The organism is Serinicoccus hydrothermalis, assembly GCF_001685415.1.
In the GTDB taxonomy this organism is placed as follows: domain Bacteria; phylum Actinomycetota; class Actinomycetes; order Actinomycetales; family Dermatophilaceae; genus Ornithinicoccus; species Ornithinicoccus hydrothermalis.
The window spans coordinates 1,914,905-1,934,977 of the sequence record NZ_CP014989.1; the positions used below are offsets into that span (position 1 = coordinate 1,914,905).

The 20,073-nt window shown below is 73.5% G+C and carries 22 protein-coding genes; 8 read left to right on the plus strand and 14 right to left on the minus strand.

Annotation, left to right across the window (positions count from 1 at the left end):
* Positions 1–27: 27 nt before the first annotated feature.
* From SGUI_RS08845 to SGUI_RS08890, 10 genes are all read right to left on the minus strand, one after another.
* Positions 28–1,008: an NAD(P)H-binding protein gene (locus tag SGUI_RS08845; protein WP_066638924.1), complete on the minus strand. Its 981-nt coding sequence runs from the start codon at positions 1,006–1,008 to the stop codon at positions 28–30.
* A 3-nt stretch (positions 1,009–1,011) separates the two neighbouring features.
* The gene (locus tag SGUI_RS08850; RefSeq protein ID WP_066638927.1) at positions 1,012–1,731 is read right to left on the minus strand and encodes a CPBP family intramembrane glutamic endopeptidase; all 720 of its coding nucleotides are present in this window, start codon (positions 1,729–1,731) and stop codon (positions 1,012–1,014) included.
* 38 nt (positions 1,732–1,769) lie between these two features.
* Positions 1,770–3,014, minus strand: coding sequence for an SAM-dependent methyltransferase (locus SGUI_RS08855; RefSeq protein ID WP_066638930.1), 1,245 nt, complete (start codon positions 3,012–3,014; stop codon positions 1,770–1,772).
* Entirely contained in the window at positions 3,011–3,787 is a 777-nt protein-coding gene (locus SGUI_RS08860) for a DUF1365 domain-containing protein (RefSeq protein WP_066638940.1), read from the minus strand. Before SGUI_RS08860 ends, SGUI_RS08855 begins: the two co-directional genes overlap by 4 nt.
* On the minus strand, positions 3,784–5,112 hold the full coding sequence (locus tag SGUI_RS08865; RefSeq protein WP_066638941.1) for an NAD(P)/FAD-dependent oxidoreductase: 1,329 nt from the start codon (positions 5,110–5,112) through the stop codon (positions 3,784–3,786). Before SGUI_RS08865 ends, SGUI_RS08860 begins: the two co-directional genes overlap by 4 nt.
* Positions 5,113–5,241: 129 nt before the next feature.
* On the minus strand, positions 5,242–6,036 hold the full coding sequence (locus SGUI_RS08870) for a TspO/MBR family protein (RefSeq protein ID WP_066638943.1): 795 nt from the start codon (positions 6,034–6,036) through the stop codon (positions 5,242–5,244).
* Positions 6,033–6,473, minus strand: coding sequence for a DUF2177 family protein (locus tag SGUI_RS08875; RefSeq protein WP_202816567.1), 441 nt, complete (start codon positions 6,471–6,473; stop codon positions 6,033–6,035). Before SGUI_RS08875 ends, SGUI_RS08870 begins: the two co-directional genes overlap by 4 nt.
* Entirely contained in the window at positions 6,470–7,006 is a 537-nt protein-coding gene (locus SGUI_RS08880) for a pyridoxamine 5'-phosphate oxidase family protein (RefSeq protein ID WP_066638945.1), read from the minus strand. The genes SGUI_RS08875 and SGUI_RS08880 overlap by 4 nt, the downstream gene beginning before the upstream one ends.
* Before the next feature lie 52 nt (positions 7,007–7,058).
* Complete coding sequence (locus tag SGUI_RS08885) at positions 7,059–7,724, minus strand: anti-sigma factor (protein ID WP_066638951.1); 666 nt, start codon at positions 7,722–7,724, stop codon at positions 7,059–7,061.
* A complete protein-coding gene (locus SGUI_RS08890) occupies positions 7,721–8,260 on the minus strand; it encodes an RNA polymerase sigma factor (RefSeq protein WP_066638954.1) in 540 nt (179 codons plus the stop codon). Before SGUI_RS08890 ends, SGUI_RS08885 begins: the two co-directional genes overlap by 4 nt.
* Before the next feature lie 59 nt (positions 8,261–8,319).
* On the opposite strand from SGUI_RS08890, the gene SGUI_RS08895 reads away from it, so the two are divergent.
* Positions 8,320–9,591 (plus strand): class I SAM-dependent methyltransferase, encoded by a 1,272-nt coding sequence (locus SGUI_RS08895; RefSeq protein ID WP_066638956.1) that lies wholly within the window; start codon positions 8,320–8,322, stop codon positions 9,589–9,591.
* A 35-nt stretch (positions 9,592–9,626) separates the two neighbouring features.
* Here SGUI_RS08895 and SGUI_RS08900 read toward each other — a convergent pair whose 3' ends face one another.
* A complete protein-coding gene (locus SGUI_RS08900) occupies positions 9,627–10,358 on the minus strand; it encodes a class F sortase (protein WP_066638957.1) in 732 nt (243 codons plus the stop codon).
* Between the two features lie 3 nt (positions 10,359–10,361).
* Complete coding sequence (locus tag SGUI_RS08905; protein WP_066638960.1) at positions 10,362–11,174, minus strand: DUF4397 domain-containing protein; 813 nt, start codon at positions 11,172–11,174, stop codon at positions 10,362–10,364.
* Positions 11,175–11,398: 224 nt separating this feature from the next.
* On the opposite strand from SGUI_RS08905, the gene SGUI_RS08910 reads away from it, so the two are divergent.
* A complete protein-coding gene (locus SGUI_RS08910; protein ID WP_066638963.1) occupies positions 11,399–11,635 on the plus strand; it encodes a hypothetical protein in 237 nt (78 codons plus the stop codon).
* Between the two features lie 7 nt (positions 11,636–11,642).
* Positions 11,643–12,524: an FHA domain-containing protein gene (locus SGUI_RS08915; RefSeq protein WP_083190589.1), complete on the plus strand. Its 882-nt coding sequence runs from the start codon at positions 11,643–11,645 to the stop codon at positions 12,522–12,524.
* Between the two features lie 100 nt (positions 12,525–12,624).
* On the opposite strand, the gene SGUI_RS08920 is transcribed toward SGUI_RS08915, so the two are convergent.
* Entirely contained in the window at positions 12,625–13,326 is a 702-nt protein-coding gene (locus SGUI_RS08920; protein ID WP_066638965.1) for a FadR/GntR family transcriptional regulator, read from the minus strand.
* A 110-nt stretch (positions 13,327–13,436) separates the two neighbouring features.
* On the opposite strand from SGUI_RS08920, the gene eat reads away from it, so the two are divergent.
* The 5 genes from eat to SGUI_RS08945 are packed head-to-tail and all read left to right on the plus strand — an operon-like array spanning position 13,437 to position 19,126.
* Positions 13,437–14,867: an ethanolamine permease gene (eat, locus tag SGUI_RS08925; RefSeq protein WP_066638968.1), complete on the plus strand. Its 1,431-nt coding sequence runs from the start codon at positions 13,437–13,439 to the stop codon at positions 14,865–14,867.
* Positions 14,864–16,228, plus strand: a complete 1,365-nt coding sequence (locus tag SGUI_RS08930; protein WP_066638971.1) for a glutamine synthetase family protein — start codon at positions 14,864–14,866, stop codon at positions 16,226–16,228. Before eat ends, SGUI_RS08930 begins: the two co-directional genes overlap by 4 nt.
* On the plus strand, positions 16,225–16,944 hold the full coding sequence (locus SGUI_RS08935) for a gamma-glutamyl-gamma-aminobutyrate hydrolase family protein (protein WP_066638973.1): 720 nt from the start codon (positions 16,225–16,227) through the stop codon (positions 16,942–16,944). The genes SGUI_RS08930 and SGUI_RS08935 overlap by 4 nt, the downstream gene beginning before the upstream one ends.
* Before the next feature lie 4 nt (positions 16,945–16,948).
* Entirely contained in the window at positions 16,949–18,310 is a 1,362-nt protein-coding gene (locus tag SGUI_RS08940; RefSeq protein WP_066638975.1) for an aldehyde dehydrogenase family protein, read from the plus strand.
* A 15-nt stretch (positions 18,311–18,325) separates the two neighbouring features.
* Entirely contained in the window at positions 18,326–19,126 is an 801-nt protein-coding gene (locus tag SGUI_RS08945; protein ID WP_066638978.1) for a 3-oxoacyl-ACP reductase, read from the plus strand.
* 192 nt (positions 19,127–19,318) lie between these two features.
* On the opposite strand, the gene SGUI_RS17670 is transcribed toward SGUI_RS08945, so the two are convergent.
* Complete coding sequence (locus tag SGUI_RS17670) at positions 19,319–20,068, minus strand: CopD family protein (protein WP_066638981.1); 750 nt, start codon at positions 20,066–20,068, stop codon at positions 19,319–19,321.
* Positions 20,069–20,073 lie beyond the last annotated feature (5 nt).

Consider the following 20,073-nt stretch of genomic DNA (forward strand, 5'->3'; position numbering starts at 1 on the left):
GAGCGGGAAGGGCCTGGGAGAGAGGCGCTAGGCCATGGCCTTGCGGACGGCGTCGCGGTAGGACGTCGCGCCGCCCGGCGGTCGCCCGACCATCTCGGCGAGGTCGTCCTCCCCGCAGACCACCTCGTGCACGAGCGAGCCGACCAGCGGCTTGGCGACGCCGGTGTCCACCGGGGTGACCAGCCCGACCCACTGACTGGCCAGCCACGGCGTGAGCACCGGCACGGTCACGACGAGGCGGTGGGAGAGCCCGGTCTCCTGCGCGAAGCCCTGCATCATCGCCTTGTAGGTGAGGACGTCCGGGCCACCGATGTCGAAGGTGCGGTTGACGTCGGGGGGCAGGTCGCCGGCGGCCACGAGGTAGTGCAGCACGTCGTCGATGCCGATGGGCTGGATCCGGTTCTTCAGCCACTTGGGGGCGACCATGACGGGCAGCCGCTTGGTGAGGTGGCGCAGCATCTCGAAGCTGGCCGACCCGGACCCGATGACGGTGGCCGCCTGGAGCACGGCGGTCGGGACGCCGCAGGCCATGAGGATCTCGCCCACCTCCACGCGGGAGGCCAGGTGCTTGGAGAGGTCCTCGTGGGGGATGTCGGGGTGAAGGCCGGAGAGGTAGACGATCCGGCCCACGCCCGCCTCGCGCGCGGCGCGCCCGAACTCGCGGGCGAGCCGGCGGTCCCGCATGACGAAGTCACCCGTGCCGTCCATCGAGTGGATGAAGTAGTAGGCGAGGTCCACCCCGTCCAGCGCCTGCTGCAGGTCGGAGCGCTCGCTGGCGTCGCCCTCGGTCACCTCGACCCGGTCCGCCCACTCCTGCGGCAGCTTGTCGGCGGAGCGGGTGAGCACGCGGACGGTATGCCCCTGCTCCAGCAGGAGGGGCACCATGAGACCACCGATGTAGCCGGTGGCCCCGGTCACCAGGGCGCGTCCACGCGCCCGGCCGGCGTCACGGGTGTCAGGGGTGCCGCGGTCGTCGTCGGTGCCGGGGTTGTCGGAGGGTTCTGTCATCGTTCAGCTCACGATCTGGAGGAGGGGAGGAAGGAGGAGGAGCATCCCGGCGGACCAGGTGATGTGCGTGATGGCGGGGCCGAGGATGCCCCCGGTGACCCGCCGCTGCAGGCCGCAGACGAGGCCGAGCAGGACGGCGGCGAGGACGAGGAGCGGCACCCCGGAGCCGACGGTGACGACGGCGTAGAGCGCCGTCGTCGCGAGGACGGTCCAGCGCTGCGGGATCGCGGCGTAGAGCGCGCCGCGGAAGAAGATCTCCTCGGCGATGCCGTTCATCACGGTGATGACGAGGACGATCGGGACCGAGGAGAAGCGGACGTGGTCGAGCAGCTCGTTCACCGGTCCCGCGAGCCACGGGATCTGGCCCACGAGCAGCCCACCGGCGAGGAAGACGACGAGCAGCAGCACGCCGAGCGCGAGCGACTGGACGACCGGGCGCGCATACGCCCCGGCCCGGGTATGCCCGCGGCCCAGGTAGAGCCGTCCGGAGAGGAAGGCACCGCCCACCCAGATGGCGGCCAGCGCCGTGGTCCAGGCGTAGAAGCGGGGATCACCGGGCGGGAGCCGCAGCGACCACCACAGCACCACCCCGCCGACGACCAGCGTGGCGGCGGACGCCAGGCGCCGCCGACGCAGCACGGCCGCGGCGTCTCGGTGGTCCCGGGGCACCGGGGTGACCAGCGCGGCGCGCAGGAAGGCACGCAGCTCGGACAGCGGGTTCATCCCCGCCACTGTGCGCCCTCCCGCTCCGTCGCGCCTCCTCAACCGGCGGCGACCGGACCGCGCGGCGGGCGGTTGAGCACGATCTGGCCGACATCGATGGCCCCGGCGGAGAAGCCGGCCTGGCAGTAGGCGAGGTAGAACTCCCAGATCCGCCGGAAGCGGTCGTCGAAGCCCAGGTCCTCGATGGTGGGCCAGGACTCGAGGAAGGCCGTGCGCCACCGGCGCAGGGTCTCGGCGTAGTGCTGGCCGAAGGCGTGCACCGAGCGGACCCGCAGGTCGGTGTGCGCCGTGCAGGTGCGCTCGATGGCGTCCACGCTCGGCAGCGCGCCGCCGGGGAAGATGTACTTCTGGATCCAGCCGTAGGTGTTGCGCGTGGACAGGTGGCGGTCGTGCGGCAGCGTGATCGCCTGGACCACGGCGGTCCCTCCCGGTGCCAGCCGGTCGTCGATCGTGCCGAAGTAGGTGGGCCAGAACTCCTCGCCCACGGCCTCGACCATCTCGATCGACACGACGGCGTCGAAGTCACCCTCCACCTCGCGGTAGTCCTGCAGCCGCACCTCGACCCGCTCGGCGACGCCCGCCTCGGCCAGCCGCTTCTCCGCGAGCTGCGCCTGCTCCCGGGACAGGGTGATCGTCACCACCTCCGCGCCGCGCTGGGCCGCACGGATGGCGAGCGTGCCCCACCCGGTGCCGATCTCGAGCACCCGGGTGCCCTCGCCGACGCCCGCCCGATCCAGGGCCGCGTCGGTCTTGCGCAGCTGGGCGTCCTCGAGGGTCTGCTCCTCCCACGGCCGGTTCTCGTCGAAGAGCGCGCAGGAGTAGGAGAGGGAGTCGTCGAGGAAGGCGGCGAACATCTCGTTGGACAGGTCGTAGTGCGCCTCGATGTTGGCCCGCGAGCCGGACAGGGTGTTGCGCGTCGAGCGGGGCAGCGCCTGGTCGGCGAGGCGGCGCAGCTTGCGCAGCGGGCTCGGCATCCCGTCGGACAGCCGGTCGGCGAAGGGGCGCAGCACCGCGGCCAGGTCCTGGCCGGGGGCCGGGCTCCAGTCACCCTCGGTGTAGCCCTCGCCCACGGCGACCTTGTGCCAGGCCCCGAGCCGGGCGTAGAAGCTCTCCGGGTCGTGCATGACGATCGCCGGGCGGTCGGGCCCGGGCGTCGGGGTATGCGCGTCCAGCACCTCGACGTCGACGCGGCGCAGGACGGTGTCCATGACGCGGCGGGCGGCGGCCGCGCGGGCGCGGCCCAGGGCGTCGGTGCGGACGGGGATCGGTGCCGGACCGTTCATCGCACGGCCTCCTTCGGGTGGGTGGGTCGGTCCTGGATCGGGAGCTTGCGCCACAGGCGGATGCCGTGCAGGCGGACGAGCAGGGTCACGAGCTGGGGCATGAGCGCGTGCCGCAGGGAGACCCGCCGCAGCGCGCGGGCGGTGGCCGGCTCCGGCACGCCGTCGGTGACGGCGGTGAGCACGCGCCCGCCGTCCCGGTCCAGGCCCACCCCGACGGAGACCCGGCCTGGCGTGAGGCGCAGGGAGACGGCATACCGCCCGCGGGTGTCGTTGAACGGCGAGACGTAGAACTCCTTGTCCATCGACCCCCGCCCGGTCCCATCCACGTCGAGCAGGTAGGCGTGCCGCTCGCCGTAGGTGTTGTGCACCTCGAAGACGACGGCGCGCAGCCGGTCCGAGGCGTCGAGGCACCAGAAGACGGTGAGCGGGTCGAAGACGTAGCCGAGCACCCGGGCGTTGGCCAGCATGAGCACCCGGTCGGAGGGTTGGAGCACGACCCCCCGGTGCGCCAGGAAGCGCTCCAGGTCGCCGCGGATGCCGTCGCCCAGGCGTCCCTCGTCGAGGTGGTCGGCCGCGTCGAAGCTGCTGAACCAGCGCAGCGGCCGCGGGTGCTGCGGCAGGTCGTCGATGTCGACGAGCCACTGGTAGGCGCGGTAGCGGAAGGAGTGGCGCACCGGACGGTGCCGGGTGTGGGCGACCGTCCCCACGACGAGCGAGGGCACCGGCGGCGGTTCCAGGGCGGCGCCGGTCGTGTCGGGGTCGGGCCTGCTCATGCCGCCCCGTCGAGCACGCGCCCGGAGGCGAGCCGCTCCACCGCCTGGAGCCCGGACCGCGCGCCGTCCTCGTGGAAGCCCCAGCCCAGGTGCGCGCCGGCGAAGGCCAGGCGGGGGCCGCCCGCCTCGCGCAGCCGTGCGGCCGCCTCGATCGCCTCGTGGCTGAAGATCGGGTGGGTGTACTCCCGCTCGGCCAGGACCTGGCCGGGGTCGACCCGGCCCACGTGGTTGAGGGTGACGACGTAGTCGGTGCCGTCGACGGCCTCGGCCGGAAGCCGGTGCAGGTTGTTCATCCAGTAGCTCACCAGCACGCGGTCGTCGCGCGCCCCGCACCCGGTGAGCCGGTAGTTCCAGGAGGCGCGGGCCCGGCGGGCGGTCGGCAGGACCGTGTCGTCGGTATGCAGCACGGTCGGGTTGGTCGAGTAGCGGATGGCCCCGAGGTCCTCCCGCTCGGCGTCGGTGGCGTCTCCCAGCAGCCGCAGCGCGACGTCGGCGTGCGTGGCGAGCACGACCTGGTCGACCGCCTCCACGCCCGGCCGCGCGCCGCCGACGGTGACGTCGACGCCGTCGGCGTGCCGCCGGACGTCGGTCACCGGTGCGCCGGTGCGCACCTGCGCCCCGGCGGCGGCCAGGGCGTCGCGGATCCGCTGCACGTAGACCCGGCTCCCGCCCACGACCGTGCGCCAGGTCGGCGAGCCGCCGATCGTCAGCAGCCCGTGGTGGTCGAGGAACTCGAAGAGGTGGTGCGCCGGGTAGGCCGCGGCGTCGTCGTGCCCCGAGGACCACACGCAGGAGATGAGCGGGATGGCGTAGTGCTGGACGAAGTAGGGGTCGAAGGACTCACGCTCGAGGAACCCGCCCCAGGTGATCGGCTCCGCCTCGCCGCGCCGCGCCGAGGCGAGCTCGGCGACGGCGGCGCGGTGGAAGCGCGGCACCTCGCGCAGCAGCCGCCGGTAGCGCCGGTCCAGGACCCGGGTGGGCTGGGCCAGCAGCCCGGACACACCCTTGGCCCCCGCGAAGGAGAGGCCGCACTCGTCGCAGGTGATCGACATCGACATCTCGGTCTCCTGCGTCGGGACGTCGAGCTCGGCGAAGATCTTCCGCAGCACCGGGTAGGTCCGGTCGTTGTGGACGATGAAGCCGGAGTCGATGCTCAGCTCGTCCCCGCCCGCGGTCCGCACGTCGTGGGTGTCGGCATGGCCGCCGAGGCGCTCGTCGGCCTCCAGCAGCAGCACCCGGTGGGTGCGCCACAGGTGGTATGCCGCGCTCAGGCCGGCGATGCCGGCACCGATGACGGCGGCGGTGGGACGCGGGTCGTGGTTCATGTTCCCTCTCGTGCGACGGGGCCTCGATGACAGATGTACCAGAGAACATTCGTGTGATGACCCACGTGCGGATTGCCTGTGTGTCCAGGACGCGCCCGTCGCCCGCGGGACGAGGCGGGCCGGACGACCCTACCGGGCCGGGGCGGGGACCCTGCGGCGAGCGACGGCGTGCACGCCGAGACCGGCGACGGCCACGGCCACGATGGCGGCGGCCACCCCGACGACGTCGGACCGCGGCTCGCCGGTGAGGCGACCGGCGGAGACCCAGGCGGTGCCCCAGACCACGGCCGCGGCCAGCCCGAGCTGGAAGGGCCGCTGGTCGGTGCGGGACAGCAGCCAGGCGGCGATGGCCGTCACGACGGCCAGCACCGCCACCGTGATCCAGGTGGACAGCGTGCTGTCCGAGTCCACCCCGAGCCCCACTAGCCAGGACGCGATGTTGGCGCAGGTGGCCACGCAGACCCAGCCGAGGTAGAGGCCGAAGGTCGCCGAGACCCAGACGTCGGCGCCCCACCCCTGCCGGGGCAGGCCGCTGGTGCTGCGCAGCACCAGGCCGAGGGAGAGCACGATGCTGAGGATGACGACCACCGAGAGCCACACCCAGCCGGCGAAGACCACGAGCAGCCACAGCCCGTTGAGGGCGATGGCCGCGGCGGCGGGCATCCGGGTGGCCCGGGCCCAGCGCGACTCCGCCACCTGCGGGAGCCACTGCCAGACGACATACCCCGCGAGGCCGACGTAGACGACCGACCAGATCGAGAAGGCCGGGCCCTTGGGCGCGATGAGCGTGGCGCTGTCCGAGAAGAGCCCGCCGCCCTGCGACGCGACACCGCCACCGGCGATCGCGCCGGTGCCGAGGAGCGTCCCGACGACCCAGAGGACGGCGGCGACGCTGACGAGGACCTGCTGGGCCCGGGTCGTCATCGACGTCCCCGGCGGCGGACCACCGCGGTCGCGACGGCCGCGGCCGCGGCGCTGGCCAGGCTGCCCCAGGCGAGGTCGAGCGGCACGACGTCGGCCGGGAAGCCGTCGATGACGGCCAGGCTGGTCAGGTCGTAGGCGGCATAGGCGACCAGCCCGAGCGCGGCGCCCTGGCCGGCCGCGCGCCCGATGCTGCCGGCGGCCACCGCGGGCGCGGTGGCGAAGTGGGTCAGGCCCACGGTGTAGATCCCGTAGAAGGCCGCCGCCGCCGGGACGTTGACCGGGTCGGCCATGAGCGAGCCGAAGCTGGAGGCGTACTTGTCCTTGGCGAGCACGCCCAGCCACAGCGCGTCGAGGGCGCCGAAAGCCACCCCCGTGGCGGCCAGCGACGCCAGCCACCGACCCGCGCCGAGGCGGGAGGGAGGACCGGCGTCGCTCACGGCAGCTCGACGACGGTGGGGCCCGCGTCCTTCTGGTCGCCCCGCCCGGTGACCGTCTTGAGCGTGTCGATGGCGGTGCCGACGAGCGACTCGCCACCCCAGTACATGACGGTGTCGCCGCTCACCTTGAGCACGACGTTGTCCTCGTTCTCCGGGCCGCCCTCCATGAAGGCGTCGGCGCCCGTGGTCCAGAGCGACTCGACCAGGTCGCGGTCCTCGACGACCTGCGCCGTGCCCGCCAGGGACACCCAGGCCTTCATCGAGGAGTAGGCGACGTTGACGTGCGGGTTGGCGCGCACGTCGTCCGCCACCGCGCTGCTGGAGCGCACGAGGAACAGGACGTCACCGTCCTCCTCGTGCACCTGGGTGGTCAGCGGCCGGCTGGTGAGCCGCCCCTCGCCCGAGCTGGAGTCGAGCGTGGTGAGCATGGCGATGTCCATGGTGGACATCACCTCGTGGGCCTTCGCGACCGCGTCCGGGTCGGAGGTGACGGTGGCGGGGTCGGAGGGGCTGGAGTCGTGCTGCTCGGTCATGAGCCGTCCTTTCGTGGAGGTCCTGGCGTCCAAGGTCGTGCACAATGTTTGTTCAGTCTAGGGAGGGGCTCCCGGCCTGTCCTGCGGAGGCCGGGCGCAGCTCCCCACGCACCACGCTCTCACCACCGTGCGTCGGATTCCCGTCCAGCTGTTCCCGCGAGATGTCGACGACGGGGTAGTCCGCCACGTCGACCCCGTCGGGCAGGGTGAACTCTCCCTCGCTGCCGGAGATGACGCCCAGGGTGACCATGCCGCTGACGTCGGGGCGCAGCAGCCAGACCTCGAGGTAGCCGTCCCCCGCGTCCGGCCGCTCGTCCAGCTGCACGCGGAGCCGCTGCACCCCGTCGACCGCGACGACCTCGGCGCCGCCCTCGACGGCACCGCCGGCGTCCGGGAGGTCCTCGAGGGTGGTGTCCGCCACGACCACCCGGTCGTCGTCGGCACCGTCGCCGCCCAGCACCGCCGTGCCCAGCCAGGCCACGAGGGCACCGACCGCCGCGGCGGCCAGCAGGGGCCAGCGGGCCGGTGCCGGGGTGTGTCGACGGCGAGAGGGCCACGGCGTGGCGCCGGGCGGGGGCTCCGCCTCCTCGACGTCGGCGCGGATCCGGTCCCACACGCCGGGCGAGGGCGTGCTCTCGACCGCGCCGGCGCGGCGCAGCAGCGCCTCCGCGCGGTCGTCGTCGGTATGCCGGGGGTCGCGCGGCCGGTCAGCGTTCATCCTGCACCTCCGAGAAGAGTTCGGAGCCGGGCCAGGGTCCGGTTGGTATGGGTCTTGACGGTGCCGAGCGGCAGCTCCAGCCGCTCGGCGATCTCCCGCTGGGTGAGGTCCTCCACGTAGGCGAGCAGGATGATCCGGCGCTGCGGGTCCCCGATGCGCTCCAGCTCCTCGTAGATCGTGAGCAGGTCGGCGGTGTCCGCCTGGGACCAGCCGGCCCCGTCGGCCCCGTCGTGCGGGAGCCCCGTGGGGACCGGCTGCCTTCGCCGCACCCGGAGGTGGTCGGCGATGCGTCGGCGGGTGATGCCGACGAGCCAGGCACCCAGGGAGCCGGCCTGCGGGTCGAAGGTGGTCCGGCCGCGCCAGGCCGACACGAAGACCGCCTGGGTGACGTCGTCCGCGTCGTCCGGGCCCACCGCACGTCGGGAGAGGCCGTGCACGAGGCCGGACCAGCGCCGGTAGGCCCGCTCGAGCGCGTCCTGCTCGCCCCGCACCCAGCCCGCGACGATCCCGTCGTCGTCACCGGCACCGGCACTCATGCCGCAACCCTAGGCGACCCCGCGCGCCCGGGCAGCCCCGTGTCGTTAGGGTCGGCGGCATGCCGACCCCCGTCGCCCCGCGCCTGCACGACCTGCTCCTGCCCCTCGCCGGAGGCCCGCTCCCGGTGCACCTCGTCGCCTGGGACGGCTCGTCCGCGGGCGCCGACCCCGCGACCGCCCCCACCGTGCGCCTCACCTCGCCGCAGGCGCTGCGCCGGCTGCTGTGGTCCCCGGGCGAGCTCGGGGCCGCGCAGGCCTTCGTCACCGGCGAGATCGAGGTCGAGGGTGATCTGGGCGACGCCCTCGGTCAGGTCCGGGACGAGCTGGTGCGACGCTCGCCGAGCCCCAGCGCGGCCGACCGGGCCAAGGCGGTGGCCGGGCTCGGCCTGCTCGCCAAGGACCTCGACCTGCTGGGGGCGCGGCCGGCCCCGCCGACGTCCCAGGCCGTGGTCAAGGGACGCCTGCACAGCCTGGGCCGCGACCGCGCCGCGATCAGCCACCACTACGACCTGTCCAACGCCTTCTACGAGCTCATCCTCGACGAGCAGATGGCCTACTCCTGCGCCTACGTGACCGAGCCGGGGGCGGACCTCACCACCGGTCGGGAGAGCGCGGCATACACGCTGGAGCAGGCGCAGTTCGACAAGCTCGAGCTGGTCTGCACCAAGCTGGGCCTGGACGCCCGGCCGGACCAGCGCTTCGTCGACGTCGGCTGCGGCTGGGGGTCGCTGACCCTGCACGCCGCCCGGGAGCACGGCGCCCGGGTCGTCGCCGTCACCATCAGCCAGGAGCAGCAGGCCTTCGTGCAGCAGCGCGCACAGGAGCAGGGCGTCGCGGACCGCGTCGACGTGCGCCTGCAGGACTACCGCGAGGTGCCCGAGACCGGCTTCGACGCGGTCGCCTCGATCGAGATGGGCGAGCACGTCGGCGACAAGAACTACCGCGCGTATGCCGCGACGCTGCACCGGCTGGCGGCCCCGGGCGCGCACGTGCTCGTCCAGCAGATGAGCCGGCCTGGGAAGAATCCGGGGGGCGGGCCCTTCATCGAGTCGTTCATCGCGCCCGACATGTCCATGCGGCCGGTCGGCGCCACCATCGCCCTGCTCGAGCGCGCCGGGCTGGAGCTGCGTGGCGTGCAGGCGCTGCGCGAGCACTACGCCTGGACGGTGCGGTCCTGGGAGGAGCGGCTGCGGCAGCGCCGCGCCGAGGTGGTGGACCTCGTGGGCGAGGAGGTCACCCGGGTCTGGGAGCTCTACCTCGCGGGCGGCGCCTGGACCTTCGCCGCCGGGCGCATGGGCGTCGACCAGCTGCTGCTGCGCCGCCCCGGGTGAGCGGAGCCGCGACGGCGAGGACCCGCTGGCCGACCTCACCCGACCGGGGAGGCGGTGACGACGAGGTTGTCGCGATAGCTCCCGGCCCGGTCCGACCAGGGGCCGGTGCAGGTGACGAGCCGCAGCAGGGGCGGGCCGTCGCGCTCGAAGAGGTCATCGACGGCCAGCTTCTTCTTCTCGGTCGTGCGTCGGCCGGTGACGGTGTAGGAGGTCCGTGAGCCGTCCTCGTGCTCGACGACGACGGGCATACCCTCTGCCACCTCGGTGAGCCGCAGGAAGGCACCCGGGCCGCCGAGGTCGTCGACGTGCCCGGCGACCACCGCCGAGCCCGCGTCGGCGCCGGGCCGAGGCCCGAAGCGGTACCACCCGGCCCGGTCGGCGTCCTCGGGGATCTCCATGAGGCCGCCCCCGTCCACGCCGACCGCGTCGAGCGGCACGTCGAGGTCGAGGTCGGGGACGAGCAACCGCACCGGGCGCGCGCCCTCGTCTTCCGTGACGCCGGGCACGGAGGCGTCCTGCGCCCGTGGCTGCTCGGCCACGGCGCGCGGGGACGCCGCGGTGGGGACAGGACCCACCGCGGCGCCGGCTGCCGGCGACGCACCCGAGGGTGAGCGGGCCGCAGGGCTGGACGACCCGAAGTCGGCGGCAGCGGGCAGCGGGTCGCGCTGCAGCCCCCAGAGGGCGAGCGCGACGACCGCGAGACTGCTGAGCAGGGCCGCCGCCGCGGCCGGCGAGAACCGGCCGCGGCGGGGCTGGGTCCGGGGCAAGGGTCAGGCAACCTCGCGACGGACCAGGCGGCTGCCGGCGAGCACCGCACCGGCAGCGCCGGCCATGAGCAGGACGGTGAGGACAGGCCCCGAGGTGGCCAGGCCGCCCTGGCCGGAGGGCACGCCGCCCGGGTCGCCGTGCAGGCCGTCGATCGTCTGCACCGCGAGGTCGAGGGTGTCGTCCTCGGCCGAGCCCCAGGCATACACGATGGTGTTGGTGCCCTCGGCGAGGTCGAGGTCGGCCGGGCCGATGACGACGTCCTCCGTGCCCGCGAGGACGACGTCGGCGGAGACCGTGGCGGCATCGAGGTCCAGCACCTGCTCGTCCGGGTTGGTCAGGCCCTCGACGACCGGGCTCCCGTCGGCGCGCACGTCGACGGAGGGGGCGGCCGCGGCGTGCCGCACCGTAAGCCGTGCCTGGCCGGCGTCGAGCATCGAGGTGTCGTTGGCGAAGGCGGACAGCATGGGGGTGCCGTCCTCGGCGAGGTGGGCCGCGAGCGTGACGTTCGCACCCCCGGGCACCTCGACGCCGTCTGCGGAGATCGCCGGCTCGGCGGACTCCGGGTCGTCGCCGTCGGCATACACCGCGATGTCGTAGCTGCCCTCCTCCAGCATCATCGGGTCGGTCAGCGTGCCCGGCTCGAAGTCGGGGATGAGCTCCTCGCCGTCGACGTAGACGTCCACGGTCAGGCCCGGGACGGCGTGCAGGACCGAGACGGTGGCCTCGTGCTCGTCGGCCGTCGCCGGGGCGGCGAGGGCGACGGTGCCGGCACCGGCCACGAGGGCGGCGGCGCTGGTCGCTGTGAACTTCCGCATGAGGGGTGCTCCTTCATCGCAGGTGGGGCGGACCGGTTCCGCCCTCACCACCAACTACGGCCCGGGAGCACCCTGCGGATTCAGTCTTTGTCACACCTCCCTGTGGGGTATGTCTCACGCGGCTTCCGGTTGTCCGCTGCGGTTTCGCGGGGGACACTGGGCATACCTGAGACAAGGATTGGACAAACTCGAGTCCGGTCCGGACGAGCACCAGGAGGGTGACGATGAGTGAGCACCAGGGACAGATGACCGGTACCGAGGGCCAGGAGGTGTCCTGGACCGACCTCGGCAAGGAGATGTGGAACTACCTCACCGGCCAGGGCGCGGCGATCAACTACACCTTCCAGGACATGGCGGTGGAGGTGCCGCGCGACACCGGCCCGGACGCCCCCCGCGCGACGTGGAAGCTGGACGGCACGCTGCGGATCACCACCGAGGACCGCGAGCACGGCGAGGGCTGAGCACCCCGTGACGCCGCAGCTGCACATCGACGCCGACCTGCGCCTGAGCATCGCCGTGCCGGCCACCTCCGACGCTGCGGCCGAGGAGGTGACGGCGACCGTCCGCGGGACGGGCACCGAGCTCGAGGTCCACCTCGACCAGCTCGCGGCCATGCCGATCGGCCTGGGTCGTCGTGCCCTGGCCGACCTCGCGTCCGACGTGGGCGCGGCGGCCGCGGACGCGGGGCTGACGATCGTGGTCACCGGACCGGACGGGCCGGTCGTGGCGCTGGGTCAGGTCCGGTCCCGGTTGCTGGACCGTGCCGTCACCGGCTCGCGTCACGTCGAGGTCCGGGACCGACGCGGTGCCCTGCGCATGCTGCGCCGGTCCCGCTCGTCGGGTCCCTCGCTCGCCGACCTGGCCCCGCCGAGCACCCCGTGGCCCGTCCTCCCCACGGTGGCGCGGCTTCGCCCGCGGCGGGTCACCACGACGCACGACCCGCTCGGCGGCGGCGAGCCACGGCTGGTCTACTACCCGGCCCCGGGTCCGGAGCAGGGTGCCCCGCGGCTCGTCGCACGGCTCCGGCGCGGCACCACCACCCTCGGCTCGGACGAGGGGTGCGACGTCGTCGTCGCCGGGCTGGACCCGCTGCACGCGGAGATCCGGCGCGACCCCGCCGACGACGAGTACCTCCTGCACGCCGCGGCGGGCTCCTCGGCCACCGTCGGCGGCGAGCCGGCGCACGACGGGATCGTGCTGCGCACCGGCGCGACCGTCACGTGCGGCGACCAGACCTTCGTCTACATGCGCGAGGAGTATGCCGACCACGGCCGCCCCTACGGCGGCCGGGAGGGCGGCGAGTTCAGCCGCCAGCGCCCGCAGCCCAACCCGCGCCGCTACGAGCGCTGAGCGGGCTGCTCCCTGCCGCCGGCACGGCGGCCCCCCAGCCCCAGCCCCACCGGGCGTCGCGGACCGTGAGCGCGGGGCTCGCGGTCCCGACGCCCGGTGGTCAGACCGAGAAGCCGCGCAGGAGTGCCGCGGTGCCCTCGAGGTGGTCCCGCATCGCCTCCCGTGCCGCCTCGGGGCGGCCGGCCAGCACGGCGGTGACGACGGCCTCGTGCTGCCGGGTGGAGTGCGCGAGGTTCGGCGGGAGGAGCGGGATGCGGTCCAGCAGCGCGTTCGTCCGGTCCCGCACGTCGGCGACGACCCCGGCGAGGCTGGGCGATCCGCTCAGTTCGGCGAGCGTCAGGTGCAGCCTCGCGTCGAACGGGCGGTACTGCTCCACCCCGGCCCGCGCGCAGTCCCGCGCCGCCGCCCGCAGCGCCTCCCGCTGCTCGTCGGTCAGCGTGCGGGAAGCGGCGAGCGCCGCGGCGGCCGGCTCCACGATGGCGCGCAGGGTCAGCAGGTCCTCCACCTCCGCCGCGTCGAGCCCGCGGCCGACCCCGGGGGTCGGCACCGACCCCGAGACGTAGGTCCCGCCGTAGCGGCCGCGGCGCACGCTGACGTAGCCCGCCGCCCGCAGCTCGCCGATGACCTCCCGCAGCGTGGTCCGCGAGACCTGCAGCGAGGCCGCGAGCTCGCGCTCGGCCGGCAGCTTGGACCCGGGAGGGAAGGTCCCGAGGCGCAGCAGCCGGAGCACCCGCTCCATCGTCTCCTCGAAGGCGTTGCCGCGGCGGACCGGCACCACCCGTGGATCGCGACCGTGCTGCATACCCGACACCGTAGGCCCTCCCCGGACCCTTGACGGGGCGCGGCAACCGCGCCAGACTCGGTCCGGATGCTCAATGGACTACTACTGATCCATTGACGAGGAAGGACGACATGGCGCGCAGGGTCGACTACCAGAACGTCGCGGACGACTACCACCAGCACCGGCAGCTCAAGAAGGGCGCGGCGGGCTGGGTGCTGCTCGCCGGGCTCGGCGTCAGCTACGTCATCTCCGGCGACTTCGCGGGCTGGAACTTCGGCCTTGACGAGGGCGGCTGGGGCGGCCTGCTCATCGCCACCGTGCTCATGGCCGTGATGTACACCTGCATGGTCCTCGGCCTGGCCGAGATGTCCTCGACCCTGCCGACCGCCGGCGCCGGCTACGGCTTCGCCCGGCGCGCGCTGGGTCCGCTCGGCGGCTACGCGACCGGCGTCGCGGTGCTCATCGAGTATGCCGTCGCCCCGGCCGCGATCGCGGTCTTCATCGGCGGCTACGTCGAGGCGCTCGGCCTGTTCGGTCTGACGAACTCCTGGCCGGTCTACCTCGTGGCCTACCTCATCTTCATCGGGCTGCACATCTGGGGCGTCGGCGAGGCCCTGAAGGTGATGTTCGCCATCACCGCGGTCGCCGTGGTCGCGCTCCTCGCCACCGTCGTGGGGCTGCTGCCGCACTTCCGGGTCGACAACCTCTTCGACATCGCCGCCACCGACGCCGCGGGCGCCAGCGGCTTCCTCCCCTTCGGCTTCGCCGGCGCGCTCGCCGCCCTCGTCTACGGCATCTGGTTCTTCCTCGCCGTCGAGGGCGTGCCCCTGGCCGCCGAGGAGACGGCCGATCCCAAGCGCGACATGCCCCGCGGGATCATCGTCGCGATGGGCGTGCTGCTCGTCTTCGCCGCCTTCATGCTGCTGCTCGTCCCCGGCTCGGCCGGGGCCGAGACGGTGCGGGTCTCGGACAACCCGCTCCCACTGGCGCTGCGGACGGCGCTGGGCGAGGCCTCCTGGATCGCGGGCTTCGTCAACTACGCGGGCCTGGCCGGGCTGGTCGCGAGCTTCTTCTCGATCATCTACGCCTACTCGCGCCAGCTCTTCGCCCTCTCCCGGGCGGGCTACCTGCCGCGGGTGCTCTCGCTCACCGGCAGCCGGAAGACGCCGTGGGTGGCGCTCGTCGTGCCGGGCACCATCGGCTTCCTGCTCGCGGCGCTCACGCAGAACGGCGCCCTGCTCATCAACATCGCCGTCTTCGGCGCGACCGTCTCCTACGTCCTGCTCAACCTGTCGCACATCGCGCTGCGGCGCCGCGAGCCCGACCTGGAGCGCGGCTACCGCACCCCCGGTGGCGTGGTGACGACCGGCATCGCCCTGACGCTGAGCGTGGTCGCCGTGATCGCCACCTTCTTCGTCGACCGCACGGCCGCGGGCATCACCGCCGCGGTCTTCGTGGCCTTCGTCGCCTACTTCTGGTTCTACAGCCGCCACCACCTCGTCTCCTCCGCCCCGGAGGAGGAGTTCGACCAGATCACCGAGGCCGAAGGGGGCCTGCGATGACCCACCCGCGCAGCGAGCGGATGCTCACCGTCGACCAGCTCCGGGCGGGGGTGGCCGACGAGAGCATCGAGACCGTCGTCGTCGCCTTCACCGACATGCAGGGCCGGCTCCAGGGCAAGTACCTCCACGCCGCCTACTTCGTCGAGCACGCGCTCGGGCACGGCGTCGAGGGGTGCAACTACCTGCTCGCCGTCGACACCGAGATGAACACCGTCGACGGCTACGCCATCTCCTCCTGGGAGGCCGGCTACGGCGACATGGAGTTCACCCTCGACCTCGACACCATCCGCTGGGTCCCGTGGCTCGAGCGCACGGTGATGATCCAGTGCGACCTCGCCCTCACCGACGGCTCGCCGGTGCCCATGTCGCCGCGCTCGATGCTCGCCGCGCAGGTCGAGCGGGCCGCCGGCCACGGGTGGTCGGCGGTCGCCGGGACCGAGCTGGAGTTCGTCGTCTACCGCGACTCCTTCGAGGAGGCCTGGACCAAGGGGTATACCGGTCTCACCCCCGCGAACCAGTACAACGTCGACTACTCGATCGTCGGCTCCGGCCGGGTCGAGCCGCTGCTGCGCCGGATCCGCGCGGACATGTGGCGGGCCGGCATGACGGTCGAGTCGGCCAAGGGCGAGTGCAACTTCGGCCAGCACGAGATCGGCTTCCTCTTCGACGACGTCGTCACCACCTGCGACAACCACAGCGTCTACAAGACCGGCGCCAAGATGATCGCCGCGGACCTGGGCCAGTCGCTGACCTTCATGGCCAAGCCCAACGAGCGGGAGGGCAACTCCTGCCACATCCACCTCTCGCTGCGCGGCCTGGACGGGTCGACGGTCTTCTGGGCGGACGGCGAGCGCACGCCCCTCTACGACCACTTCATCGCCGGGGTGCTCGCGACGATGCGCGAGTTCACCCTCTTCTACGCGCCCAACATCAACTCCTACAAGCGCTTCGCGCAGGGCTCCTTCGCCCCGACCGCGGTCGCCTGGGGCCAGGACAACCGGACCTGCTCGGTGCGCACCGTCGGCGAGGGCTCGTCGGCGCGGATGGAGAACCGGGTGCCCGGCGGCGACTGCAACCCCTACCTCGCGGTGGCCGCGATGATGGCCGGCGGCCTGCACGGGATCGAGAACGAGCTCGAGCTGGAGCCGATGATGACCGGCAACGCCTACGAGTCCGACGCCCCGCTCGTGCCGCACACGCTGCGGGAGGCGCGCGACCTCTTCGCCGCCTCCGAGGTGGCGCGGGAGGCCTTCGGGCAGGACGTCGTCGACCACTACGTCAACATGGCCGACGTCGAGATCACCGCCTTCGACGCGGCGGTGACCGACTGGGAGCTGCGGCGGGGGTTCGAGCGTCTGTGAGCCGACCACGGATCGGGCTGACCACCTACTACAAGGAGGCCGCCTGGGGTGTCTGGCGACGCCCGGCGGCGATCGTCCCCGCCGCCTACGTCGAGGGGGTCGCCTCGGCCGGGGGCACGCCCGTGCTGCTTCCGCCGGTCGGGTCCGACCCCTCGGTGCTGGACGTCCTCGACGCGCTGGTGCTCGTCGGCGGGGCGGACGTCGACGCGGCGCAGTATGCCGCCGCCCCCCACCCGAGCACCGCGCCCGAGCCGGTGCGCGACGCCCCCGAGCTGGCGCTGGCGCGGGCCGCGCTGGAGCGGGGCCTGCCGCTGCTCGCGATCTGCCGCGGGGTGCAGGTGCTCAACGTCGCGCTCGGGGGGACGCTCGAGCAGCACCTGCCCGAGCGGCTGGGGCACACGGCATACCAGCCGAGCCCGGGGGTCTTCGGCGAGGTGACCTTCCGCACCGAGCCGGGCTCGCGGATCGCCGCGGTGCTCGGCGAGGAGGCGGTCTCGCCGTGCTACCACCACCAGGGCGTCGGTGGGGTCGCCGACGGGCTCGTCGTCACCGCCCGCTCCGCCGACGGGGTGATCCAGGCGCTGGAGCCCGCCGACGGCCCCGGCTGGGCGATCGGCGTGCAGTTCCACCCCGAGGAGAACCCTGCCGACCGCCGGCTCTTCCACGCCCTCGTGGCCCAGGCCACCGATCCCGCACGCGACCCGAGGAGATCCTGAGCAGATGAGCACGACCGACGTCATCGACCCGGCGACCGAGGAGGTCATCACCTCCCTCGAGCTCGCCGACGTGGACGAGACCGACCGGGCGGTCGAGACCGCCCACCGCGCGTTCGCGACCTGGCGCACGGTCTCCCCCGCCGACCGGGCCCGGCTGCTGCGCCGCTTCGCCGCCGTGGTCGACGAGCACGTCGAGGAGCTGGCGCGGCTGGAGGTGCGCAACGCCGGGCATACCCTCGGCAACGCACGGTGGGAGGCCGGCAACGTCCGGGACGTGCTCAACTACTACTCCGGCGCGCCCGAGCGCCCGGCCGGCGACACCATCCCCGTGGACGGCGGCGTCGCCATGACGTATGCCGAGCCGCTGGGCGTCGTCGCGGTGATCGTGCCGTGGAACTTCCCCATGCCCATCGCCGGCTGGGCGATCGGCCCGGCGCTGGCCGCCGGCAACACCGTGGTCCTCAAGCCCGCCGAGCTCACCCCGCTCACCGCGCTGCGGCTGGCCGAGCTGGCCCTGGAGGCGGGCCTACCGGAGGGCGTCCTGCAGGTGCTGCCGGGGCGGGGGTCGGTCGTCGGCGCGCGCTTCGTCACGCACCCGCTCGTCCGCAAGGTCGTCTTCACCGGGTCCACGGCCGTCGGCAAGCAGGTCATGGCCGGCTGCGCCGAGCAGGTGAAGCGGGTGACGCTGGAGCTGGGCGGCAAGAACGCCAGCATCGTCTTCGCCGACGCCGACCTGGACGTCGCGGCCGCGGCGGCACCCGGCGGCGCCTTCGACAACGCGGGGCAGGACTGCTGCGCCCGCTCCCGGCTGCTCGTCCAGGAGGACGTGCTCGACGACTTCCTCGGGCGGCTGGAGCCGGCGGTGCGCGGCTTCGTCTGCGGGGACCCCGGCGACGAGGGCAGCGGGATGGGCCCGCTCATCTCCGCCGGTCAGCGCGAGGTCGTGGCCGGCTACGTCGGCGACGCGGAGGTGCTCATCCAGGGCGAGGCGCCGCAGGGGCCGGGCTTCTGGCACCCCCCGACCGTGCTCCGCACCCGGTCCGAGAGCGACCCGGCCTTCACCGAGGAGATCTTCGGGCCGGTGATCTCGGTGCTGCCCTTCCGGGACGAGGCGGACGCGCTGCGCATCGCCAACGACACGGCATACGGGCTGTCCGGCTCGATCTGGACCCGCGACGTGGGGCGGGCGCTGCGCGTGGCGCGCGGGCTGGAGGCCGGCAACCTCGCCGTCAACAGCCACAGCTCGGTGCGCTACAACACCCCGTTCGGCGGCGTCAAGGCCTCCGGGCTCGGGCGTGAGCTGGGCCCGCACGCGCTGGACGCCTTCACCGACACCAAGACCATCTTCATCGCCACCACCGACTGAGACGAGAGGACCGCCATGAGCCACCCCGGAAAGATCGACCTGACCCAGCGGCTCGCCGGCCGCGTCGCCGTGGTGACCGGCGGCGCCAGCGGCATCGGCCTGGCCAGCGCCCGCCGCCTCGCCGCCGAGGGCGCCACCGTGGTGCTCGCCGACATCTGCGAGCAGAGCGCGGGCGAGGCCTTGGCGCAGGAGCTCGGCGGCCTCTTCGTCCGCACCGATGTCACCGACCCCGACGAGGTCGAGCGCCTCTTCGCCACGGCCAAGCAGGCCTACGGCAGCGTGGACGTCGCCTTCAACAACGCCGGGATCTCCCCGCCGGAGGACGACTCCATCCTCGAGACCGGGCTGGAGGCCTGGCGCCGGGTGCAGGAGGTCAACCTCACCAGCGTCTACCTGTGCTGCAAGGCGGCGCTGCCCTACATGCTCGAGCAGCGGCGTGGGTCGATCATCAACACCGCCTCCTTCGTGGCGGTGATGGGCGCGGCGACCTCGCAGATCAGCTACTCGGCCTCCAAGGGCGGCGTGCTGTCCATGACGCGGGAGCTGGGGGTCCAGTTCGCCCGGTCGGGCGTGCGGGTCAACGCGCTTTGCCCCGGCCCGGTCAACACCCCGCTGCTGCAGGAGCTCTTCGCCTCCGACCCGGAGCGGGCCCAGCGCCGGCTGGTCCACGTGCCGATGGGCCGCTTCGGCGAGCCCGCGGAGATGGCCGCCGCGGTGGCCTTCCTGGCCAGCGACGACAGCTCGTTCATGACCGCGGCGGAGTTCCTCGTCGACGGTGGCATCAGCTCGGCCTACGTGACCCCCCTGGACGCCTGACCCCGGCCTACGTGACCCCTGGACGTCTGAGCCCACTCTCCCCCGAATTCGACCTCTGGAAACGTCGCCATGGCGAACATTTCAGAGGTCGAATTCGGACAGAAACTGGCGGAGAGCTGGCCCGTTCCGGCAGAAACTGGCGGAGGAGCTGGCCCGCTGGGCTCAGGAGCCGGGCCGTGCCCCGAGCTGGGCTCAGGGGTCGGCGCGCACCCGGAGGGTGTCGGCGAAGCCGTCGACGGCCTGTCCCTCGGCCTGGCTGACGAAGCCGTAGTCGCCTTCCGCCGAGGGCGCCGGGAAGGTGATGAAGGTCCGCGGTGGGACGTCGACGTCGAAGTCGGGCGAGGTGATGGTCGCGGCGGTGTCGCTGCTGTTGTAGACCGTCACCGCCTGCCCCGGACGCACCGTGCCGGGCACGTGGAAGCGCTCGTCGTCGATGAGGATGCTGACCGAGAGCTCGCCGTGGTCGTGCCCGATCATCTCGGCGGCCGAGGAGTCGGCTGTGGGCGGCTCCGCTGCCGGGCGGTCCTCCGTCCGCGGTATGTCGTCGGTCTGGGCGGTCGAGGATCCCTGCTCGGTGGGCCCCTCCACCTCTGCGGGCGGGACGGCACTCACCGGTGCGCCGGTGGCCGGTGCGGGTGCCGGCGAGGCGGCCAGCGCCACGGACACCGTGAGGGTCAGGGCCATCAGCGCGACCTCGACGACCCCCAGGCGGACGAAGGTCCACGGACGACCGGCCTCGAGCGCCGGGATGGTAGCCCGCCGGTGCTGCCACCCGATGAGGCCGAGGACCACCACCAGCGCGACCTTCACGGCCAGCAGATGGACCCAGCCCTCGCCCAGCCACGACCACGACAGGGCACCGGCCACGACGAGGGCCGCGACCACCCCCGACAGCAGGAGCAGGGCGAGGCAGGCCAGGGCCAGACCGCTGAACCGGCGCACGGCGT

Excerpts from the sequence above, each read along its gene's own strand:
- SGUI_RS08845 (WP_066638924.1), bottom strand. The coding sequence starts at position 1,008 with ATGACAGAACCCTCCGACAACCCCGGCACCGACGACGACCGCGGCACC.
- SGUI_RS08850 (WP_066638927.1), bottom strand. The coding sequence starts at position 1,731 with ATGAACCCGCTGTCCGAGCTGCGTGCCTTCCTGCGCGCCGCGCTGGTC.
- SGUI_RS08855 (WP_066638930.1), bottom strand. The coding sequence starts at position 3,014 with ATGAACGGTCCGGCACCGATCCCCGTCCGCACCGACGCCCTGGGCCGC.
- SGUI_RS08860 (WP_066638940.1), bottom strand. The coding sequence starts at position 3,787 with ATGAGCAGGCCCGACCCCGACACGACCGGCGCCGCCCTGGAACCGCCG.
- SGUI_RS08865 (WP_066638941.1), bottom strand. The coding sequence starts at position 5,112 with ATGAACCACGACCCGCGTCCCACCGCCGCCGTCATCGGTGCCGGCATC.
- SGUI_RS08870 (WP_066638943.1), bottom strand. The coding sequence starts at position 6,036 with ATGACGACCCGGGCCCAGCAGGTCCTCGTCAGCGTCGCCGCCGTCCTC.
- SGUI_RS08880 (WP_066638945.1), bottom strand. The coding sequence starts at position 7,006 with ATGACCGAGCAGCACGACTCCAGCCCCTCCGACCCCGCCACCGTCACC.
- SGUI_RS08885 (WP_066638951.1), bottom strand. The coding sequence starts at position 7,724 with ATGAACGCTGACCGGCCGCGCGACCCCCGGCATACCGACGACGACCGC.
- SGUI_RS08890 (WP_066638954.1), bottom strand. The coding sequence starts at position 8,260 with ATGAGTGCCGGTGCCGGTGACGACGACGGGATCGTCGCGGGCTGGGTG.
- SGUI_RS08895 (WP_066638956.1), top strand. The coding sequence starts at position 8,320 with ATGCCGACCCCCGTCGCCCCGCGCCTGCACGACCTGCTCCTGCCCCTC.
- SGUI_RS08905 (WP_066638960.1), bottom strand. The coding sequence starts at position 11,174 with ATGCGGAAGTTCACAGCGACCAGCGCCGCCGCCCTCGTGGCCGGTGCC.
- SGUI_RS08910 (WP_066638963.1), top strand. The coding sequence starts at position 11,399 with ATGAGTGAGCACCAGGGACAGATGACCGGTACCGAGGGCCAGGAGGTG.
- SGUI_RS08920 (WP_066638965.1), bottom strand. The coding sequence starts at position 13,326 with ATGCAGCACGGTCGCGATCCACGGGTGGTGCCGGTCCGCCGCGGCAAC.
- eat (WP_066638968.1), top strand. The coding sequence starts at position 13,437 with ATGGCGCGCAGGGTCGACTACCAGAACGTCGCGGACGACTACCACCAG.
- SGUI_RS08930 (WP_066638971.1), top strand. The coding sequence starts at position 14,864 with ATGACCCACCCGCGCAGCGAGCGGATGCTCACCGTCGACCAGCTCCGG.
- SGUI_RS08940 (WP_066638975.1), top strand. The coding sequence starts at position 16,949 with ATGAGCACGACCGACGTCATCGACCCGGCGACCGAGGAGGTCATCACC.
- SGUI_RS08945 (WP_066638978.1), top strand. The coding sequence starts at position 18,326 with ATGAGCCACCCCGGAAAGATCGACCTGACCCAGCGGCTCGCCGGCCGC.